The 22,310-nt window shown below is 41.5% G+C and carries 12 protein-coding genes and 1 other RNA gene; all 13 read right to left on the minus strand.

Going from position 1 to position 22,310, the window contains the following annotated elements:
• Nucleotides 1-29 precede the first annotated feature (29 nt).
• A complete protein-coding gene (locus tag D3H64_RS00630; protein WP_121563817.1) occupies nt 30-581 on the minus strand; it encodes a DUF2179 domain-containing protein in 552 nt (183 codons plus the stop codon).
• A 104-nt stretch (nt 582-685) separates the two neighbouring features.
• Nucleotides 686-1,315, minus strand: a complete 630-nt coding sequence (locus tag D3H64_RS00635) for a hypothetical protein (protein ID WP_121563819.1) — start codon at nt 1,313-1,315, stop codon at nt 686-688.
• Between the two features lie 551 nt (nt 1,316-1,866).
• Entirely contained in the window at nt 1,867-3,153 is a 1,287-nt protein-coding gene (locus D3H64_RS00640; protein WP_121563821.1) for an O-acetylhomoserine aminocarboxypropyltransferase/cysteine synthase family protein, read from the minus strand.
• A 535-nt stretch (nt 3,154-3,688) separates the two neighbouring features.
• Nucleotides 3,689-4,053, minus strand: a transfer-messenger RNA (tmRNA) gene (gene ssrA / locus D3H64_RS00645).
• 90 nt (nt 4,054-4,143) lie between these two features.
• Nucleotides 4,144-5,010, minus strand: a complete 867-nt coding sequence (locus D3H64_RS00650) for a histidine phosphatase family protein (protein WP_233554853.1) — start codon at nt 5,008-5,010, stop codon at nt 4,144-4,146.
• Nucleotides 5,011-5,273: 263 nt separating this feature from the next.
• Nucleotides 5,274-5,735 (minus strand): SsrA-binding protein SmpB, encoded by a 462-nt coding sequence (gene smpB, locus D3H64_RS00655; RefSeq protein WP_121563823.1) that lies wholly within the window; start codon nt 5,733-5,735, stop codon nt 5,274-5,276.
• A gap of 90 nt (nt 5,736-5,825) precedes the next feature.
• A complete protein-coding gene (gene rnr, locus D3H64_RS00660; protein ID WP_121563825.1) occupies nt 5,826-8,420 on the minus strand; it encodes a ribonuclease R in 2,595 nt (864 codons plus the stop codon).
• A 35-nt stretch (nt 8,421-8,455) separates the two neighbouring features.
• On the minus strand, nt 8,456-9,166 hold the full coding sequence (locus D3H64_RS00665) for a carboxylesterase (protein WP_121563827.1): 711 nt from the start codon (nt 9,164-9,166) through the stop codon (nt 8,456-8,458).
• An 80-nt stretch (nt 9,167-9,246) separates the two neighbouring features.
• Nucleotides 9,247-9,480 carry a preprotein translocase subunit SecG gene (gene secG, locus D3H64_RS00670; RefSeq protein WP_121563829.1) on the minus strand — a complete coding sequence of 78 codons (234 nt, stop codon included), beginning with the start codon at nt 9,478-9,480 and terminating at the stop codon, nt 9,247-9,249.
• Nucleotides 9,481-9,527: 47 nt separating this feature from the next.
• On the minus strand, nt 9,528-10,124 hold the full coding sequence (locus D3H64_RS00675; RefSeq protein WP_121563831.1) for a 50S ribosomal protein L25: 597 nt from the start codon (nt 10,122-10,124) through the stop codon (nt 9,528-9,530).
• Between the two features lie 461 nt (nt 10,125-10,585).
• Complete coding sequence (locus D3H64_RS00680; protein WP_121563833.1) at nt 10,586-19,222, minus strand: YPDG domain-containing protein; 8,637 nt, start codon at nt 19,220-19,222, stop codon at nt 10,586-10,588.
• 801 nt (nt 19,223-20,023) lie between these two features.
• Nucleotides 20,024-21,322, minus strand: coding sequence for a phosphopyruvate hydratase (gene eno / locus D3H64_RS00690; protein WP_121563837.1), 1,299 nt, complete (start codon nt 21,320-21,322; stop codon nt 20,024-20,026).
• A 161-nt stretch (nt 21,323-21,483) separates the two neighbouring features.
• Nucleotides 21,484-22,239 carry a triose-phosphate isomerase gene (gene tpiA, locus D3H64_RS00695; RefSeq protein WP_121563839.1) on the minus strand — a complete coding sequence of 252 codons (756 nt, stop codon included), beginning with the start codon at nt 22,237-22,239 and terminating at the stop codon, nt 21,484-21,486.
• Nucleotides 22,240-22,310: the final 71 nt, after the last annotated feature.

Raw genomic sequence — 22,310 nt, forward strand, 5'->3', positions numbered from 1 at the left:
CCTATGTTAGAGTAACTGTCTTATTTACATTAACGTGATAGAAATTCCTCACGATTTTTACGCATACGTTTAGCCCAAAAGCCACCATGGATATATTTAGGTTCAGAAGAAACTATAAAAGCACTTGGGGCTTGAGAAAGGATGTAATCTCTCAATTCTTTCTCTTCTCGACGTTTGGATAAAACTTCCAAAATCAAGCGTTCACCATTGATCCCGTGCCCTAAATAAACTGTTACCCCATAACCTTTATCCCTTAAGCGACTAGCTAAATCTTGGTCTGCCTCTAAAGGTAGATGCACACGTTGCAAACTATAGCCAAGAGCTAAAATATCTTCTAATAAGATACCAAAGCCAATCCCGATGGAATAACCTAAAGCATAGGCAATAATATTCATGGCATTATCTAAATTTTTCATGACCAAGTTTAAGCCAATAATATAGATTATAATCTCCACGAAGCTCACTAAAGGCGCTAAAAAGCGGTAGCCCTTCATGGTGAGCATAAAACGAATGGTGTTCAGTGTGATATACGAAAAATTAATGGCAAATATTTGCAATGCCATCTGCCAAGTTACAGACATTATAGCCCCTCCATTTCTTTTATCTGCTATGTTCAAGGACGTATGTGATGAAGTCATTCTCCTGAAAATACTAGGCCCGCTATTTTAAAAACTCCTTGGATAAGCTATTCTAAAGAGCCATCATCTTTATTCTCATTCTGAGCGTTTCCATCAGCATTATTGGTCTGCGTTTTGTCTTGCCCTTCTTTCTCCTCTTTAGCTTTCACAACTGTGTATTCTTTTTGACCTGGTTCTTTCCCTTCTAATTGATCTAGGGTGATATCATATTTTAAAGCAATGACCGCTATTAACTTCTCTGAATTTTCATCCGAACGTTTAAATACTTGCAATCGAACAGATTCAGTTGTTTCCTCTGTCAACACGACAATAGTTTTTGAATCTTTCAAACGAAAATCGGTTAATTCTTGCATCTTATTCACCGCTTTTCTTAAATTATCGGACATCAAAGACTTTTCGAATAGGCGGTTTCCTTCTACCTGACTCATCAAAACTTCTTCTGGATTATCATCCGCCTTGGTCGCTTGAGGTTCTTTTTCTCTTTCTTTATCTTTATTCTTCTTTTTGGCTTCCGCTTTCTTCTTATGCTCTTTTTGAATGGTTTTATCATTTGGATTTTCTTTCACAACAACAGTATTTTTAGTTTCTACCGTTTGCGATGGAGAAGCACACGCTAGCAAGGAGGCAAGCATCGCCATCCCTGTCACCAGCTTCATTAGTTTACGATTTATCCCCATTATTCGTCTGCCCTCCCTAGGCTTAAGCCATCCATTCTATTCACTATATTTTTCTCTCTTGAAAATTTTGTTCGCTGAAATGTCAATTTTCCAGGTAATTATAAACACATTTTGTTTTGACGACTATCCGTCATTCTTTCCATTATTAGAAATTAATGCGTCAGTTCGAAAATAAGTCAAAGTCTATCTTCGCCCCTTATCTAGCTTTCCTGATAAAAAGGCGATCATCTCCATTTTACTGACTTTTTAGCAAAAAATCGAGTCCCTTAAAAAATTAAGCTGATTTTTTATCCTAGTTTTAACCAGCCCTAATCGGCTACCCCTTACTAGAGATTAATCCTCTATCCTTAAGTTAGGACACTAAAACTAGTGTAAAAGTCCTATTGCAAGAGCTAAAGATTAATCCTCTATCCTTCAGTTACGACACTAAAAGGGAGGAGTTTATATATGCCTTGTGCCAGCAAGGATAAAATTTGACAAAATGCCCACAAAAAAAGCCCTAGTAGTCAACTAGGGCTTCTTCTAACAAGCGTCGTTTAAAAAAGTTAGTCTTAGGCTTTGGCAGCTTTAAAACCTTTTTCTAGGTCATTGAGAATATCATCAATATGCTCTGTTCCAATAGAAAGTCGAATGGTGTTTTCTTTAATCCCTTGATCCGCCAATTCTTCTTCGGTCAATTGTGAGTGAGTAGTGGTCGCTGGGTGGATAACTAAACTCTTGACATCCGCAACATTAGCCAATAAGGAGAATATTTCTAAAGCATCAATAAATTTCCAAGCTTCTTCTTTTCCTCCCTTAATTTCAAAAGTAAAAATACTTGCCCCACCATTAGGGAAATATTTCGTATATAAATCATGATCTGGGTGATCTTTTAAGCTAGGGTGGTTCACCGCTTCTACTTGAGGGTGATTAGCCAAAAATTCTACTACTTTCTTGGTATTTTCCGCATGTCGGTCTAAACGTAAGGATAATGTTTCAGTTCCTTGAAGGAGTAAGAAAGCATTGAATGGAGAAATAGTCGCTCCAGTATCACGGAGAAGAATCGCCCGAACATAAGTGGCAAAAGCAGCAGGTCCTACAGCGTCAGCAAATGATATGCCATGATAAGATGGGTTAGCTTCAGCGATTGGGGCATATTTGCCAGAAGCTTTCCAATCAAATTTACCTGAATCAACAATCACACCACCTAGAGTCGTCCCGTGACCCCCAATAAATTTAGTAGCAGAATGCACCACGATATCAGCCCCATGTTCGATTGGGCGAATGAGATAAGGGGTTCCAAAGGTATTGTCAATGACTAATGGCAAGCCATGTTTATGAGCTATTTTGGCAATGGCATCAATATCCGGAATATCTGAATTAGGATTCCCTAAAGTTTCCAAATAAACAGCTTTCGTGTTTTCTTGAATAGCTTCTTCTAACTCCTTGAGATTATGAGCATCTACAAAGGTTGTCTTGATACCATAATTAGGTAAAGTGTGCGCTAACAAGTTATATGAACCACCATAAATTGTCTTTTGAGCGACAATGTGGTCCCCTTCTTGAGCTAGAGCTTGAATGGTATAACTAATAGCAGCCGCACCTGAAGCAACAGCTAAAGCTGCAACCCCACCTTCTAATGCTGCAATACGTTTTTCAAAGACGTCTTGAGTAGAATTCGTCAAACGTCCATAGATATTCCCTGGATCAGCAAGACCAAAGCGAGCTGCTGCATGTTCAGAGTTGCGGAAGACATATGAAGTTGTTTGATAAATTGGCACCGCTCTGGCGTCAGAAGCTGGATCTGCTTGTTCTTGACCAACATGTAATTGCAATGTTTCAAATTTATATTCACTCATGATTCATTCTCCTTTTAGAGCGTTCACTCTATTTCTATTTTGATGTATCGATCTGCTAATATTCTTTTTATATGCAAAAAAACCGGCAGCTAACTTTTAGCTCCCGGGCAAATGACTTTAAACTATACTTATGCGATTTATTTTGTTACTCAAATAAACCTAATAAAGCATGGTCTCTAGGCGAACAGTCATGCTTCATCAGGTGCACGACTACAAGCCCAGTCATATTATATGCCCGGGAGCTACGCATTCGTTGACACATGACACATTGTACAGAACGTGTTAGATCTAATGAAGTCATTCTTCTCGCCTCTCTTCTCTTTAATAATGTGTTCTAATTTAAATATGATGATAGCAAGTATCAGAACTATTGTCAATAAAAAATTATTTTTTTGTGATATTATTTTTGGATAAGTCTATCACTATCTAGAAAGATAGTCTATAATTTCAGCAATTACTGCTACTTAGCCAAAGAAAAAAAGTTGCAAGCTGTCGATTAAACAACAACGTGCAACTCATCAACTAGAAAATTTATATATGGAGTCGGCGGGAGTCGAACCCGCGTCCAACTATAACGGTATACCCGAATCTACAATTATAGTTTCCAGATTAGTTTAGCTTGGAAATAGCTCTGGTAACCCGCATCGATCCAAGCGAGCCTGGTCGTCTCTTCTTGATCTAACAGGCGGATAGATCAAGCGTAGCCCACTTATATAGGACCCGGTGACAACACATGGGCAATGCTGGCCGGATCTTAGCTACTACGTTGTTTACGCAGCGAATGCTAAAGTGTTTGTATTTTCTTTGTCAGTTATATTTAACTGTTAACGATTTTACGTTTTCGTCAAAACGAATTGCATCGAATCACCGACTTATACCTGTCGAATCCGTAACGACCCCTGTATGTTATCCTAGTTTATCATCTATCCTACTAACTGTCAAACAAGGCAAACTACTGTATCTCTTCAAGGTAAAGTCTTATCACTAACCCTATTGCCTAGATGAATCATCCAATTGATCATCAAGAAACATCGGTAGAATAGGGAAAAAGTCATCTTTAACTAAACTTTCATCCGCAAAATGACTCGTTTGATTCAAGGCTTCCAAAATAAAATGGCCATCACGATAGCTCACCACAGTTATCGCCCCATTTTGGATGGGGGTTTTTAAAGAAAATTCAGGCACTAGTTCATGAATAATATTACGAATCGTCATGCCGTGACTGACGATCAGTATCTTTTGCCCCGTCCCCTTATGCCTTTTCATCAGCTTCATAAAGCCTTGTTCGACACGTGTCCAAAAACGCATAAAATCTTCGGCTGTATCAGAAGGATCTGCTTTTCGTAATGCGTTCATTTCATCTTGAACAAGAGATGGACTATCTGGGTCAAACTTTTTCCCGCCATTCCCTTTTTCACGAATTTCATTCCATACATATTCTCCACTCAAACCTTCGAAAGCTCCAAAAGACACTTCCCTAAACTCAGGCATCATGCGCAAGCAGGAATCTTTGCCGATAAATTCATTATATTTCAAAGCCAGTTGCGCTGTTTCTACCGTCCGACGTAAATCACTCGTATACAAGGCATCAAAATGGATATCTTTCAGTCCGTAGCCACTTCTAAGAATGCCTAATCGTCCTTCTGGTGTTAAAGGAGCATCTGACCAACCTTGCATTCGCCCAAACAAATTGAGATAGGTTTGCCCATGTCTCATGAAATAAAAGGTCACACTCTGACTAGCCTGCTCTTTTATCGTCATATTCTTTTCCTTTCTATTGGCTGACTGTTCTTCCATCTGGTTGATTTTTCTTCCATCTAGCTTCTTGCTTTTCCATCTAGCCACTTGCTTTTCCATCTAGCCACTTATTCTTCCATCTAGCCACTTATTCTTCCATTTGGTCGCTTATTTTCCACCTAGCTGATTATTCTTCCATTTGGTCGCTTATTCTTCCACCTAGCTGATTATTCTTTCATCTGGATGAGTACTCTTTCGTATGTTTGCTTATTCTCCCATCGTTTGATTTGACTTCTCTATAGGCTTATCCAGCTTTTTTAGATCTTGATCATCATCTAGCTTTCTAACTAGCGATAATATACTGAACAACTGGCGGTCTCTTCTTAATAGCCCTTCATGGCTCGATCGATGTCTCGTTTCATCGCTTTTTGTTTTAAGGCATCTCGTTTATCGTAGAGTTTTTTCCCTTTAGCTAAACCAATTAATACTTTGGCGAAACCATCTTTAATATATACTTTCAATGGGACAACCGTTAATCCTGCTTGCTGGCTTTCTGCCTCCCACTGACGAATTTGCCGCTTGTGTAATAATAATTGTCGATCACGCAAAGGGTCATGGTTAAAGATATTCCCTTGTTCAAAAGGAGAAATATGCACATTTTTTAAAGTAGCCTGGCCATTACGAAGGCTCACAAAACCGTCTTTAAGATTTATACGCCCCTTACGAATAGATTTAATCTCTGTCCCCTTTAAAACCATTCCTGCCTCTAAGCTCTCCAAGATTTGATAATCATGGAAAGCTTTTTTATTTTGTGCCAGTGCCTTATCTTGTTTTCCTTTTGGCATCCTAGCCCTCCTTTCTATCTATTTTTTTCGCGTATTCTTCACTATACAGTTTGACTTAGCCCGCTGTAGACTCCCCTATTAGCTCACAGGCTATTGGGGTGTTCTTCTCGCATGAGGGGAAGCTTGACGCTTTTTCTCAGCTTTTCTTCCACGTTTTTTCTTCTTAGATTTATTGTCTTGGATAAATTCTAAATGTTTTTTTGACTTTTTCTTGGCTTTCTTATTTTGCCTTTTACGTTGGATAAAGCCCAAACCCTCGATCAATTGACTATCTGATTCGGGTGAATCCTTTGATGAGAAGTGGAACGAAGATGAAGCAGAAGCTATCCCTTTATTTTCAGTTGCAGTTTTAGAAGAGTTTATCCCTTTTCTTTTCCCTTTAGACCGGCCTTTCCTAAAGGAGTCTTGTGCTGGCTTATTTTCACCTTTGCCTCTAGTAGCTTTTTTCCCCTTATCTTTTCTTTTATCTTTCTTCGCCTTATTATGTGACGAACGGTCTACGACGGATCGCCTAGCTTGCAACTGATCATAATTGTCTATTAATTCAAAATCAATCTCTCTAGTCGCCTTATCCGCACGAGTCACTTCAATCCGTACACGATCACCAATACGGAATTGTTGTCCAGTCCTTTCCCCGATCAACAACATGTGATTCTCGATAAAATGGTAATAATCTCCCGATAAACTAGCTAATCTAACCAAACCTTCAATCGTATTATCCAACTCGACAAAGAAGCCAAAACTCGTCACCGAAGAAATTACCCCATCGAAAGCCTCGCCTACATGATTTTGCATGAATTCCGCTTTCTTCATGGCATCACTTTCCCGTTCAGCCTCTACAGCACGGCGCTCATTTTTCGAACAGCTATCAGCCATTGCTTCTAACTGGTCACTGGTCTTTGTCATCATTTCTTCTGATAAATGTGGCTCTTCCATAAATCCATACTGACGGATTAAGCGATGCACCAACAAATCAGGGTAACGGCGAATCGGAGAAGTAAAATGCGTGTAATCTTTACTAGCCAAGCCAAAATGCCCCTTAGCTTCATTGGTATATCGTGCTTGCTTCATCGCTCTTAGCATCATGGAAGAAACCATCGCTTCAAATGGCTCTCCTTCCGCCTTCTTCAAAATTTCCTGCAAATCTTTTGGAGAAATATTTTCATCATTCGCCTCTATGCTTAAACCAAAAGCTTGAATAAATTCCCTAAATTTCTCTATACGATCTGCTGCAGGCTTTTCATGGATACGATAGATAAATGGTAAGCCTTGCTTATTGAAATGATAAGCGACCGTCTCATTTGCTAAAAGCATAAACGATTCAATAAGCCGTTCAGCTTTATCCCGTTGTCGCTTGACAATTTCTATCGGGAAGCCCTTTTCATCCAACTTGATTTCTGCTTCCTCGGCATTAAAATCAATGGCTCCTCTTTTTTGCCGTTTATGAATCAACAGGCGACTCAATTCCTGCATATTTTCAAGCATTGGAACAATTTCATTGTAGTTATCACGAAGATCCTTGTCCCCAGATAAAATCTGATTAACAGCTGAATAAGTCATTCGATAGGATGAATTGATAACGGTCGGATATATACGATAACTCAGCCGTTGCCCCTTTTCATTCAATCTCATTTCGCAAGCCATTACCAAGCGATCCACATGAGGATGAAGCGAACAAATCCCATTAGACAAACGTTGAGGGAGCATAGGCACGACCCGGTCAGTCACATAAACACTCGTTCCACGATTTAAGGCTTCCCTGTCTAAGGCCGTATGTTCACGGACATAATAAGAAACATCCGCAATGTAAACTCTCAAGCAATAATCTCCATTGCCTAAGCGAGTTAAGCTCACTGCATCGTCCAAATCCTTTGCATCCGCTCCGTCAATCGTCATCACTAATTGATCACGGTCATCTTCTCTTCCTTTAAGATCCTCTTCATTGATCTCATCAGGAACTTCTTGAGCTTCCCTTTTGACATCTTCTGGAAATTCAGTTGGAATCCCTTTTTCCACTAAAATTTCAAGGATATCTGTTCCAGGCGCATCCACATGTCCTAAAGTTTCAGAGATGATCCCCTTTAATTGACGTGGCTCAAGCTGGCTAGGATAGTCTGTAATTTCTAAACTAACCAACATTTGATCAGCTGCCTTTATCCCTCCAGGAAGAACGTAGCACTTGTAATCTTTCCAAATCTTTTGACGTGGAACAACAAGTCCAATATAATTTTTCCCTTTTATCTTTTTATTGAGCGATTGATAGGTCCCGATAATGCGTCGATAATTGCGTTTGACGATTTCAACGACCCTTCCTTCAGGCCCCTTTCCTAAAAAGGGATCCCCTTGAGAAGTCAATTCGACCCTTACCTCGTCCCCGTTCATCGCTAGTCCGGTATCGTCACGAGAGATAAAGATATCTTCTTCCTCTCCTTCTACCGTCACAAAACCAAAACCTCGCTCATTTTGACGAAAAATCCCTTTGCTATCTCCCATAGAACAAGTTTGAAAAAGCCCTTTTTTGGTTAGACGAATTTCGGCTTTTCTTTCTAATTCAGCTAAAATTTGTACTAAGTTCTTAAATGATAGGGAGTCTTGGGCATGAAATATCTCTGCTAATTGATTAACTGAATAAGCTTCTTGATGCTCTTTAAAAAATTGGCGTAATTTACCGCCTAGTTGCTTCATTGTGTCCACCTTTCTTATTGTCTAAAAGGAATCTTTTAATGTCCCTTCTTATTATCTAAAAGGAATCTTTTAATATCCTCTCTCATTACCATACGATCAGGCCCCGCTGTCAGTATATGGGGACTGTTTGGATACCAGTGAAAATCTAACTCGTCATTAGGGAAAGTTTTGATCACTTCTCGTACTCTATCTGAACAAAGCAACTCATCTTTAGCCCCTTGAGCTATAAAAATAGGACGAGAGCTTAAGGTCAACCTTCTAACGAGTTCATTTTCATCTGGCATCAACTTTATCAAATACTCTTCTATTTCTTCATCTTGAATATCAAAACAAGCCATTTGATGGGCTAAATTTTGAAAATAATGGATTAAGCCATCCAACTTCAAACTTGCCTCTCCTAAAGGGGCTGCCATTGAAAGGCAAGCATCCAAGTCTAAACGTGTAAGGGCATCTAAACTAAGCAAGCCTCCAAGTGACAAACCTCCAACAGCTATCCATTTCTTTCCAGAGTCTTTTAATAGCTGATAGGCTTGATCCACACATTTTTGATAATCCGAAAAAGAAGCTGATAAGAGGTCACGTACCTGTCTAGTGCCATGCCCTGGTAGGAGGGGTAAAAGGACATCCATTCCTAATCGATTGATCGCTCTCGCTAGAGCTGTTAAGTTATTGGGATTTCCTGTATAGGCATGGAGTAAGATCACTGCACTATCTCCATTAGACCTCATCCACTTCCATTCCTTCATATCATCACTCTCCTCTCTTCATTCTAACTTACTTAAGGATTAAAAAAAAGCATGAACCTTAAGCCCATGCTTTTCCTTCATTAATGATTGATCAAATATTCTAACGCAAGTGTTAGCACTAGAAAAATGGTGCCTAAAACAACGGTTAAACGAATCAAGAAGGATTCGAACCCCCGCGCTTTTTGTTTCCCAAAGAGTTGCTCTGCACCACCAGACAGCGAACTTGCCGCATTTGTCTTAGATGGCTGCATCGCCACGACAATGATCAGCAAAACACTGAGGACGATGAGCACACTCAATAAAACTGAGTACATGCTATTTAACCTCCTTTTGACCGTTAAGATTTAGACTAGCTTGAAGGCTAAGCTTCTGCTCCAGCTACTTCCGGAGCCCCTTCGCCATCTTCTCCCTCTTCACTTAGGATTTGAGGAGCAGACACACTGACAATCACATCAGATGGATCAGTTAGAATTTTTACTCCAGCAGGCGCTTTGATCACATCAACTTCTAAACTATCCCCAATCTTGAGGGCGGATGTATCAATGACAAAACTTTCTGGAATATTTGTAGGATCTGTTTCAACTTCTACCTCAGATAGATGCTGTTCAACAATCCCTAATGTCCGCTTATCTCCATCTTCCAATACAATTGGAATAGGCACGGCAATTTTATCACCTTTTTTGACTCTTAGCAAGTCAAAAGACAAAAGATCACGCTTAATACTAGACCATTGTAGGTCTTGCACTAAAACTTGGTGGTCTTCTCCGTTGATGTCGATAGGAAAGATTGCGTTGTAGCCTTTGTCACGAAGCAGCAGCGTAAACTCTGTAGCATCTAAGGTAAGGTTAACAGGTTCTTGTCCATGGCCGTACAATACGCCTGGAACTCGCCCAGCTTGACGGTCACGTGTACTTTGCCCAGATCCTGTATGTGCTCTTAATTCAGCTTTTAAAGACATATTCCATTCCTCCTATATACTTCATACCCTAAAAAAGGGTTGGATTAGATCTCACTTCTATATTATCACCCAGTTAAGAGAAAATAGCAATCATTAACCCGCTTTTAAGCCATAATCCTTAAGAAATCAGGCCTTTTTAAATCATTTATGCTATTCTTCCTGCATAAAATGATTAAAAATCCATCAAAGGCTCATCTTATAATTGAAGGATCGTCTTATAAAAGTAGCTAAAAGCATTGGAAGATTGACGCTATCGCCTTCATTAGCGGGCATCTGTCTCTTTCTTAGAACTGACCTAAGAGCAAACCCCCACTTCACTAATAAGCAGCTCACACAAAAAGGACTTTGATGGATTAATCAAAGTCCTTTTTGTTGTGCGCCCGATTGATAATGAAAGGGCACTCCTTTAACGCCTATAGCAAGTAGCTACACACATAATATATTTCTTATGTATTTATGGATCAATCTTCTTTCTTACGCTTTCCACTCACCCATAAACCAGTTCCAGCTAATAGCAAACTAGCTATTGCAGCAGAGTGACTTTGTAGTGTTTCACCCGTTTGAGGAAGTGTATCAGTCTTAATGGATCCATTAGCTTGATGAGCTGCTTGGCCATTAGAATCGCCACTTTCATTTCTTCCTGCATCAGACCCTTTACCAACCCTTACAGTGACCGTTACTTTATCGGTCGTACCATCTGGGTATTCCACAATGACTGAAATGTCAATCTTGTCACCTGGTTGTTTATCCTTCGGTACTTCCACCGTGATGGCTCCCGTATTTGGATCGATCGTCACCCCTGGTTGGTCGCCGTCTGGTCTAAATTTCGTGCCTTCTGGCGCTCTAGTTGGCTTACCATCTTTATCTTTAAAGCTTGGCTTGTCAATCTCTACTTTATCGCCTGGCTTAGCTTCTTGATCCTTGTATTCAGGTTCGTAAAGATCTTTATCTGACACCTTGCCAACAGTCACCGTTACGGTCACTTTATCGGTCGTACCATCTGGGTATTCCACAATGACTGGAACTTCAATCTTATCACCTGGTTGCTTATCCTTCGGTACTTCTACTATGATGGCTCCCGTATTCGGATCGATTGTCACCCCTGGTTGGTCACCGTCTGGTCTAAATTTCGTGCCTTCTGGCGCTGTAGTTGGATTGCCATCTTTATCTTTAAAGCTTGGCTTGTCAATCTCTACTTTATCGCCTGGCTTAGCTTCTTGATCCTTGTATTCAGGTTCGTAGAGGTCTTTATCTTCCAGCTTACCAACAGTCACCGTTACGGTTACTTTATCGGTAGTACCATCTGGGTATTCCACAATGACTGGAACTTCAATCTTATCACCTGGCTTTTTATCCTTCGGAACTTCCACCGTGATGGCTCCCGTATTTGGATCGATCGTCACCCCTGGTTGGCCGCCTTCTGGTCTAAACTTCGTGCCTCCTGGCGCTGTAGTTGGATTGCCATCTTTATCTTTAAAGCTTGGCTTGTCAATCTCTACTTTATCGCCTGGCTTAGCTTCTTGATCCTTGTATTCAGGTTCGTAGAGATCTTTATCTTCCAGCTTACCAACAGTCACCGTTACGGTTACTTTATCAGTCGTACCGTCTGGGTATTCCACAATGACTGGAACTTCAATCTTATCACCTGGTTGTTTATCCTTCGGCACTTCCACCGTGATGGCTCCCGTATTTGGATCGATCGTCACCCCTGGTTGATCGCCGTCCGGTCTAAACTTCGTGCCTTCTGGCGCTGTAGTAGGATTGCCATCTTTATCTTTAAAGCTTGGCTTGTCAATCTCTACTTTATCGCCTGGCTTAGCTTCTTGATCCTTATATTCTGGTTCGTAAAGATCTTTATCAGCTGGTTTTTCTTTGACAATCTTTTCCGTTGGATCTGAAACAGCATTTGGGCCTTTAGTAGAATCTTGTACCTTGGCGATGATCTTATCGCCCTTCTTGATCTTCTTGCCATCGACTGGAATTTCTAACTTGCCATTGTTGTCAACGACCTTGTCGCCCACTTTCCACTTACCATCGTCACCCTTCTTAACCACGATCGTTTGTGGCTTCTCAGGATCCTCTGAGTTTGGAAGTTCGACGATCAGAGTGTCGCCATCTTTTGGAACTTCTACCTTGATGGTATCGTCACCTTCTGTAATTTCATCCACCGTTGGGGCTTTTGGCCGAACAAGTTCCTTGACGGTTGTCTCTGTTGGATCAGAAATGGCATCTGGATTCTTCGTCGAATCTTGTACCTTGGCAATGATCTTGTCATTCTTCTTGATCTTGCTGCCATCGACTGGGATTTCTAGCTTGCCATTGTTGTCAACGACCTTGTCGCCCACTTTCCACTTACCATCGTCACCCTTCTTAACCACGATCGTTTGTGGCTTATCAAGATCCTCTGAGTTTGGAAGTTCGACGATCAGAGTGTCGCCATCTTCAGGGACTTTAACCTTAATACTTGTGTCACCTTCCGTGATCTCGTCAACTGTTGGGGCTTTTGGCCGAATAAGTTCTTTGACGATTGTCTCCGTTGGATCAGAAATAGCGTCTGGCGTCTTTGTTGAATCTTGTACCTTGGCAATGATCTTGTCATCCTTCTTAAGCTTCTTGCCTTCGACTGGAATTTCTAGCTTGCCATTACTTTCAACGACCTTATCGCCCACTTTCCACTTACCATCGTCACCCTTCTTAGCCACGATCGTTTGTGGCTTGTCAGGGGCATCTGGGTTAGGAAGTTCGACAATCAGAGTGTCGCCATCTTCAGGGACTTTCACCTTAATACTTGTGTCACCTTCCGTGATCTCATCAACTGTTGGGGCTTTTGGCCTAGTGAGTTCATCGTATTGAGCGGTGATCTTAGTTTGATCCTTGAATGTGCCGATTAATTGACCATCCCATCCTTTAAAGAGATAACCATTGTTTGGCGTGACTTTTGGTGGGGTCAAGCTCACCTTCTCATTTGGATTCACCCAGAACTTACTGGTTTCGCCGTCGTTGATCTTACCATGGTCACCTGGATCAAATTCTACCAACACATAATCATCTGGCACATTATCTGGCTTGTCTTCACCCTTTTGCGGAATCACTAGCGCTGGATCATTATAAGTTGCCGTGATCTCAGTTTTTTCTGCGTTAAATTGCCCTTCCGTCGCCTTATTCCAAGCCTTGAAGGTATAACCTTTGTTTGGTGTGACTTTAGGAGCATTCAAGGTCACCTTCTCATTTGGTTTCACCCAGAACTTGGTGGTTTCACCTTCATTGATCTTACCGTGTTCGCCGCCTTTGAATTCTACTAAGACATAGTTGTCAGGAACGTTATCTGGCTTATCTTCGCCGTCTTGTGGAATCACTAGGGCAGGATCGTTATAAGTCGCTGTGATCGTGGTGGTTTTTTCACTAAATTGTCCTGTCGTTGCCTTGTCCCAAGCCTTGAAAGTGTAGCCTTTGTCTGGAGTGACTTTAGGTGCGACTAAGGTCACGTCTTCATTCGGCTTCACCCAAAACTTAGTTGTTTCACCTTCGTTGATCTTGCCGTGGTCACCGTCCTTGAATTCGACTAAGACATAGTTGTCAGGCACGTTATCTGGCTTCTTATCTCCAGGCTGTGGAATCACTGAAGCCGGATCGTTATAAGTCGCTGTGATCTCTGTTTTTTCTGCACTAAATTGCCCTTTAACCGGCTTATCCCATTCTTTAAAAGTATAGCCCTTGTCTGGCGTGACATTCGGTGCAACAAGCGTCACGTCTTCATTCGGCTTCACCCAGAACTTAGTGGTTTGACCGTCATTAATCTTGCCGTGGTCGCCGTCCTTGAATTCCACCAAAACATAGCCATCTGGCACATTATCTGGCTGATCTGCGCCGTCTTGCGGAATCACTAGTGCTGGATCGTTATAAGTTGCCGTGATGGTAGTTCCTTCTGCAAACTTACCTTCCGTTGGCTTATCCCACTCTTTAAAGGTATAGCCCTTTTCTGGTGTGACTTGCGGTGCAGTTAGTGTCACGTCTTTTTCAGGATTGACCCATAATTTAGTGGTTTCGCCGGCATTGATCTTGCCGTGATCACCTGGCTTGAATTCGACTAAGACATAGTTCTCAGGCACATTATCCGGTCTTTCTTTTCCCGTTCCAGGAATCACATCATCTGGGGCATTGTATTGGGCCTTGATGGTTGTCGCCGTACTAAAGGTTCCTTTCAAAGCATGATCCCAATTAGTGAAGGTATAGCCTTTATTTGGTATCACTTGAGGAGCGGTTAGGGTCACTTCTTTTTCAGGGTTGACCCAGAACTTAGTCTTTTCACCATAGTTGATCTTACCATTATCTCCTGCATCGAATTCCACCAAAACATAGTTATCTGGTACATTGCTTGGTTTACCTTCCCCAGTTTCAGGAATCACATCAGCAGGCTCTTGATAGGTCGCCGTGATGGTCGTCGCTTGAGTGAATTTGCCAGTCGTTGCCTTATCCCAAGATTTAAAAGCATAACCTTTATTCGGCGTGATTTCTGGTGCCGTTAAGGTCACTTCTTTTTCAGGGTTGACCCAATATTTAGTGGTTTGACCTTCGTTGATTTGACCATGGTCACCAGCAGAGAAGTCAACTAAGACATAGTTATTTGGTACATCATCAGGTCTTTCTTCTCCCATTCCAGGAATCACATCAGCTGGATCTTGATAGGTCGCCTTGATGGTAGTATTAACTTTAAAGGTATTTGTTAACTTCTGATCCCATGCTTTAAAGGCATAGCCTTTTTCTGGCGTGATTTCTGGTGCCGTTAAGGTCACTTCTTTTTCAGGGTTGACCCAATATTTGGTCGTTTGACCGTCATTGATCTTACCGTGGTCACCAGCAGAAAAGTCAACTAACACATAGTTATCTGGCACATCGTTTGGCTTCGTTTCGCCTGTTTGCGGAATAATATGATCTGGATCTTGATAGGTCGCCGTGATCTCAGTAGCTTTGCTGAACTTACCTTCCGTTGCCTTATCCCAAGCCTTGAAAGTATAGCCTTTTTCTGGAGTGACTTCTGGTGCCGTTAAGGTCACTTCTTCATTCGGCTTCACCCAGAACTTGGTGGTTTGACCCGCATTGATCTTGCCATGGTCGCCAGCTTTGAATTCCACCAAAACATAGCCATCTGGCACATTGTCAGGCTTCTTATCCCCTGGTTGTGGAATCACTAAAGCAGGATCGTTATAGGTCGCCGTGATCGTGGTGGTTTCTTCACTAAATTGTCCCTTAGTCGGCTTATCCCACTCTTTAAAAGTATAACCTTTTTCTGGCGTGACATTCGGTGCGACAAGCGTCACGTCTTCATTCGGCTTCACCCAGAACTTAGTGGTTTGACCCGCATCGATCTTGCCGTGATCACCGTCCTTGAATTCGACTAAGACATAGTTGTCAGGCACGTTATCTGGCTTCTTATCTCCAGGCTGTGGAATCACTGAAGCCGGATCGTTATAAGTCGCTGTGATTGTGGTAGTCTCTTCTGTAAACTTACCTGTCGTTGCCTTATCCCAAGACTTGAAAGTGTAGCCTTGATCTGGCGTGACATTCGGTGCAACAAGCGTCACGTCTTCATTCGGCTTCACCCAGAACTTAGTGGTTTGACCGTCATTAATCTTGCCGTGGTCGCCGCCCTTGAATTCCACCAAAACATAGCCATCTGGCACATTATCTGGCTTCTTATCTCCAGGCTGTGGAATCACTAAAGCCGGATCGTTATAAGTCGCTGTGATCTCTGTTTTGTCTGCTCTAAATTGTCCCTTAATCGGCTTATCCCACTCTTTAAATGTATAGCCTTTTTCTGGCGTGACATTCGGTGCGACAAGCGTCACGTCTTCATTCGGCTTCACCCAGAACTTAGTGGTTTGACCCGCATCGATCTTGCCATGGTCGCCTGGCTTGAATTCCACCAAAACATAGCCATCAGGCACGTTATCTGGCTTATCTTCGCCGTCTTGTGGAATCACTGAAGCCGGATCGTTATAAGTCGCCGTGATCTCTGTTTTTTCTGCACTAAATTGCCCTTTAACCGGCTTATCCCACTCTTTAAAAGTATAGCCTTTGTCTGGTGTTACTTTCGGTGCGAGTAAGGTCACCTCTTCATTCGGCTTCACCCAGAACTTGCTGGTTTCGCCATCGTTGATCTTGCCGTGTTCTCCACCCTTGAATTCCACCAAGACATAATGATCAGGGACATCTGGCTTATCATCACCCTTTTGCGGGATAATCGGATCCGCTTCTTTCACTTGGATAGTTAGGCTGTGCTCTGTCGTCAAGCCTTGGCTATCGGTGGCCTTATATTTGATCTCGTAAGTACCCTTTTTGCTTAAATCAATGGACTTAGCATCAGTCAATTCCACTTTCAATTTGCCGAAAGCAGTCTGACTGTCCATTTCTTTTCCATTCAGTTCCCCATCTTCCTTATCGCTGACTTGAACAAGATTTAAGAGGGCATCTTCATCCAATTTCTTATCTGACACCCAATAGCTAAGCTTACTGTCTTGCTTTGGCGTAATCTTTGGCTTTTCATTGGTGACATCAATGGAAATCCACCATTGAGGGGCAGAATAATCCTTGTATTTGGCATTGGTGATAATCTTGAATTGCTCCGTATTAGGGAAAATATTGACTGACGGCTTGATCACCACAGTATCTTGGAAGCCATCGGAATCCGTAGTTGCTGCTGTTCCTAAGACGGTGTAATTTTCTTCTTTATCGGAAAAGACCCAAACGGAATTCTTTCCATCCGCTTTCTTACGGATTAAATTATATTGCTTACCGCCATCTTGCTTGATATAAACAATCCCCGCATCATGAGGCACTTTAATGGTGATTTCTTTTTGCCCTTGAACGAGAGAAGCTTGATTTGAATTAGCCACCCAGGAGGCTTGATTGCTCTTGCCTTTGTCGGAAGATTGGATTTCAGAATCCCCTAAGCGTACATGGACTTCTTCTTCCGGACTGTCAATATCTTTCATCACTTGCTTAACGGTCACCTTAGCAATCCCCGTTGGATTAATGGTGGAGACGGCGCCACCTTGAGGAAGTTTACTTTGATTAATCGGATGACTGGCTAAGTCAATTTCCCATTTACCATCGGCTCCGACTGTCGTTTCTAATGTGACTGGCGCTTCTGAACCATTGTCATATTTGGCTTCGTTCTCATCATAATAGCCCTTACCATCGTTATCAATCGTTAAAATAACTTTGGCCCCTGCTTGACCAGTCCCCGAGATCTTACGGTCAGTCGACTTGATTCCTTCTCGTGTCGTACGGTTATAAGTTGGCTTAGCGACTTCTTTCACCTTGACTCGGATGGTCACATTCGCATCTCTAGAGTGACCACCCTGTTCATCCTTCTGACCACTCGCATTGTATTGGTCGTCAGCATAAATGACGGTTACTGGAATATCATAAATCTTGCCACCTTCGAGTTTTTCTGGTAGCTTGCTCAAGTCATACTCTAACTTAGCCCCTTCTGGCAATTTAGAATTATAAGTCATAGCTTCCGCCAGGTTATACCAATCACTATACTTCGCTTTGAAATCAAGTTGGTCTTTAAGCACATCATTTGTAATCTCGTCTTTGCTGGTGACTTCATAGACCTTATCTGTCTTAAGATCATACTTATCTTTTTGGGCATAGACGGTGACATAGTTATAGCCTTCGACATAGGTCTTTTTATCTTTAGAATAGACCCGGTAAAGAATCTTATAGGCTTTGTTATTAGGGTCTTTCAATTCAGGATTCTTGAGTTGCAGATCTAACCCAAATTTTCCTTCAAAGCCATGATTCCGGTGAACGGGTTGGGAAGTAAAATTAGAAAAATCAATCCCCTTTTCATCACCTTTGGACTTCAACCAGCCATCTTCTTCACCCACTTGATCGGATGGCTTCATCCCTTTAGGCAGGTCTTTCACATAAAGATAGGGATTGCTATGTTCATCATTATCCGTAATGGTAAAGCTTTCCCCAGCAACCGCTTTACCTGGTTCATAGTAGGATTCATTGACATTATTTTTACGATCTTTAAGGAAGCCCGCTTCAACCGCTTTTTTATTTTGCTCATTATTAGCAGCGACGTGCTTCTTCTCCACTTGAATACCAAAGCCATGGTTTGGATCACCTTTTTGAATAGAGTCCCCACGGAAGACGGTATGCCCAGCGTCTTTTAAAGCTGTCCCTTTTTGTTCACTCGCTTGAACATCGCCGGTATCCCCCGATGTTCCCGTCAATTCTAGCCCTAAATATTTCAAAAGAGGTAAGCCTGGCTTGTTGACTAAGAAGTCACTAAGGTCGCGTTCTTCTGTTTTCTTATTGACATAAGTAACTTTGATCTTCTTATCAGCTGTTAGTTCAATATTTTGGACTTTTAATCTTGGACGAACGCCTTTATCCAATTCGCTCTTAATTTGTTCCACTAGTTGGTGGGCTTCCCAGACACTAATGTGCTCACTATTTAGGACTTCTTTTTTGATTTGAAGATTGCCCAAGCGACTAGCCGCTCGTTCAGTGGTACTCATCAGCATGGTAAGAGGAATGTCATCAAAGCTTCTATAAGCAGCTTTATCCTCTTTTTCCTTAGAGGAGGAAACACTTTCCCCTTGATCAGGCTGAGTCTCAACTTTTCCATTTAGCCTTTCTTTAGCTTGCTTGTTTTCTGTCGACTTGTCAGGAGTCGATTTTTCAGCTAGGTCTTCCTTGCTGTCTTCGTCCTTTAGCCCGTCAGTCTCTTTTTTTATAGCTTCCGATTCCTCTTTAACAAGTTTAGGCTCTTCTTGTTGTTCTTTGGACTCTTCGGCGGGTGTAGTTTTCACCTCATCTTGATCGCTTGTATCAGGAGATGCATCCGTATTAACTAAACCCTCCTGATCAGGTTTTTCTGCTGAGAGATCAGCCTCCACTGCCGTCCCAGCATGTTCGTCAACTAGTGGATCCGACAGTTCAGAAGCGGATACAAAACCCGATGCCCCAAAAAACATCATCAAGGTCAAAATGCCCGCACTAACTACACCAAACTTATATTTTCGAATGGCATAGCGGATCACTTTTTCTCCCTGTTTATTCAGTAATTTTTTCTTCATATAAAATCTTCTTTCTCTTTTTAACCAATGCTATGAAAAAATTCTAGGTCTAAGGAAGCTTATATTCCTTGTCTTGACCATCCCTATTCCCTATCACTAACTAAAGGCAGTTCGGCAAAGATCATCCTATACTTTTTTGTCTAATAACACGCCCTCCTTTATGAGGCTTTGTGAAGATTATTTCTACGGCCAAGATAAGTATAGCAATAATCTTCATCTTTTTGAACTTACTTTTTCATTTTAACGAATATTTTCATCGTATTCTTCTGTTTTGTGATTGTTTTGTTTTTTTTTTTTTTATTTTTAGCTATAGCCAACGAATTATGCTTTATCTTTATGAAATAAGCAGGCTGTTCGGCTATCTGAATAGGATGAAAAGAAATTTTATGATAAAGAGCAAGAAGGATATGAGATCCTTCCAAATGGTCGAATCCCCTAAGTCATAAGAAGGACAGCTTTTTGATCAAAATACGATAAACTGAGTCAACAGATCTTGAGATCTGACAGCCCATGAAGGCACAATATCCTCTCTAATATAAAAAAACACTCCCCCGAAGAAGAGTGATTTTCTATAAAAAATTTACCAAGAAGGAAATTTGACAAAGAGCCGTAATTCAGGCGTTATTGATTGGAACATTCAGGCTCCAATCGCCTCCATAAAAGCAAAAAACTACCCAGCTAAGCTTTTAAACTTAGCCAGGTAGTTCACGTCTGGACATATGAATAAATAATTAATACTGATTAGCGATAAATGAGTCGTTAGGCTCTACGCCTGATTCAAGTTCTACAATAAACTCGAAACTATTTTTTCAAGTTGTAGAAAGCAGAAAGGCCTTCGTAAACAGCCAAGTCGCCCAATTGGTCTTCGATGCGAAGTAATTGGTTATACTTAGCCATACGGTCTGTACGGCTCAATGAACCAGTCTTGATTTGACCAGCGTTAGTTGCTACAGCGATGTCAGCGATTGTGGAATCTTCAGTTTCCCCAGAACGGTGAGATACAACTGCAGTGTAACCAGCTTTCTTAGCCATTTCGATAGCTTCGAAAGTTTCAGTCAAAGTACCGATTTGGTTAACTTTAATAAGGATAGAGTTAGCCACACCTTTTTCGATACCATTCTTCAAGATCTTAGTATTTGTAACGAACAAGTCGTCACCAACCAATTGAACTTTTTTACCCAAACGGTCAGTAAGAAGTTTCCAACCTTCCCAGTCATTTTCGTCCATACCATCTTCGATAGAAAGGATTGGGTAAGTATCTACCAAGTGTTCCAAGAAGTCTACTTGTTCTTCAGCAGTACGTTTTGGAGCGCCTTCGCCTTCGAATACAGTGTAGTCGTAAACGCCATCTTTGTAGAATTCAGAAGAAGCGCAGTCAAAGCCTAGGAAGACATCTTTACCAGGAGTTAAACCAACACCTTCAATAGCGTCTAAAATTGTCTTAACAGCATCTTCAGTGTTGTCGAATGTAGGCGCAAAACCACCTTCGTCACCAACAGCTGTAACTAAACCGCGAGCTTTCAAGATGCTCTTTAATTTGTGGAAGATTTCAGCACCCCAACGCAAAGCTTCTTTAAAGCTTGGTGCACCAACAGGCAAGATCATGAATTCTTGGAAAGCGATTGGTGCATCAGAGTGAGAACCACCGTTGATGATGTTCATCATTGGAGTAGGCAATACTTTAGTATTGAAACCACCTAAGTATTGGTATAGAGGAACATCTAAATAGTCAGCTGCTGCACGTGCGCAAGCGATAGAAACAGCCAAAATAGCGTTAGCCCCTAATTTACCTTTGTTTTCAGTGCCGTCTAATTCGATCATCAATTTATCGATAGCCATTTGATCACGTACATCGTAACCTAAAATAGCTTCAGCGATAATGTTGTTCACGTTATCAACAGCTTTAGTTACCCCTTTACCTTCGTAACGAGATTTGTCCCCATCACGAAGTTCTACGGCTTCATGTTCACCAGTAGAAGCACCAGAAGGAACCATACCGCGACCAAATGCGCCACTTTCTGTATGGATATCTACTTCAATCGTTGGGTTCCCACGAGAGTCAAGTACTTCACGAGCGTATACGTCTGTAATATAAGGCATGTTTATAATCTCCTTTTTATTTAAGTTCCTCATTTTAGAGGATAACTACCTATCTAGCCTAGTCAGCTCCTATTAGCCGACTAGAACTTTTGACATCAGGCAAATGCTCCATCATTAGAAGCCTATGCCCTTTAAATAGTATGAATGGCTACTTCTAAAGGCTATTCAACTACAGCCAATAAAGCCAAGAAGGATTCTGGATCCAAGCTTGCGCCACCGACTAAAGCACCATCGATGTGTTCTTCAGCCATGTATTCTTTAATATTAGCTGGTTTAACAGAACCACCATATTGGATACGAATGGCATCTGCCACTTCTTGGTTCGTTAATTCAGCAACAGTTGCACGAATTAAGCCACAAGTTTCATTAGCTAATTGAGCAGATGAAGATTTACCTGTACCGATAGCCCAGATTGGTTCATAAGCGATGACAGTTTCAGCAACTTGTTCATGGCTAAGACCTGCTAGAGCAGCAGTAATTTGGCCCTTAATCCAGCTTTCTGTTTCACCAGATTCACGTTGTTCTAGGCTTTCACCACAGCAAATGATTGGACGTAAGCCATTGCTGAAGATAGCTTTAGCTTTTTTGTTAATGTCTTCATCTGTTTCGTGGAAATATTCACGGCGTTCAGAGTGACCAATGATGACATAGTCAACGCCTAAAGCCTTTAAGCTTTCAGGGCTAGTTTCACCAGTAAATGCCCCAGAATTTTCAAAATAGCAGTTTTGAGCAGCAGATTGTAAATCTGAGCCCTTGGCAGCTTCAACAATAGCAGATAGGGTCAAAGTTGGACCTGCTACTACAGCATCAACTTTATCAGTTGATGGAATGTTATTTTTTACAGCTTCAACAAATGCTTTCGCTTCGGCAACTGTTTTATTCATTTTCCAGTTCCCTGCGATAATCGGTTTACGCATGTATAAATTCCTCCTTAAGGCGAATAACAAGCACTAATAGGAGAGAACTCAAGTCTTCCCCTATTAGAACT

The sequence above is a fragment of the Atopobacter sp. AH10 genome, from assembly GCF_003664595.1.
Classification (GTDB): Bacteria; Bacillota; Bacilli; order Lactobacillales; family Aerococcaceae; genus Atopobacter.

Excerpts from the sequence above, each read along its gene's own strand:
- D3H64_RS00630 (WP_121563817.1), bottom strand. The coding sequence starts at position 581 with ATGTCTGTAACTTGGCAGATGGCATTGCAAATATTTGCCATTAATTTT.
- D3H64_RS00635 (WP_121563819.1), bottom strand. The coding sequence starts at position 1,315 with ATGGGGATAAATCGTAAACTAATGAAGCTGGTGACAGGGATGGCGATG.
- D3H64_RS00640 (WP_121563821.1), bottom strand. The coding sequence starts at position 3,153 with ATGAGTGAATATAAATTTGAAACATTGCAATTACATGTTGGTCAAGAA.
- D3H64_RS00650 (WP_233554853.1), bottom strand. The coding sequence starts at position 5,010 with ATGGAAAAGCAAGTGGCTAGATGGAAAAGCAAGAAGCTAGATGGAAGA.
- smpB (WP_121563823.1), bottom strand. The coding sequence starts at position 5,735 with ATGCCAAAAGGAAAACAAGATAAGGCACTGGCACAAAATAAAAAAGCT.
- rnr (WP_121563825.1), bottom strand. The coding sequence starts at position 8,420 with ATGAAGCAACTAGGCGGTAAATTACGCCAATTTTTTAAAGAGCATCAA.
- D3H64_RS00665 (WP_121563827.1), bottom strand. The coding sequence starts at position 9,166 with ATGAAGGAATGGAAGTGGATGAGGTCTAATGGAGATAGTGCAGTGATC.
- secG (WP_121563829.1), bottom strand. The coding sequence starts at position 9,480 with ATGTACTCAGTTTTATTGAGTGTGCTCATCGTCCTCAGTGTTTTGCTG.
- D3H64_RS00675 (WP_121563831.1), bottom strand. The coding sequence starts at position 10,124 with ATGTCTTTAAAAGCTGAATTAAGAGCACATACAGGATCTGGGCAAAGT.
- D3H64_RS00680 (WP_121563833.1), bottom strand. The coding sequence starts at position 19,222 with ATGAAGAAAAAATTACTGAATAAACAGGGAGAAAAAGTGATCCGCTAT.
- eno (WP_121563837.1), bottom strand. The coding sequence starts at position 21,322 with ATGCCTTATATTACAGACGTATACGCTCGTGAAGTACTTGACTCTCGT.
- tpiA (WP_121563839.1), bottom strand. The coding sequence starts at position 22,239 with ATGCGTAAACCGATTATCGCAGGGAACTGGAAAATGAATAAAACAGTT.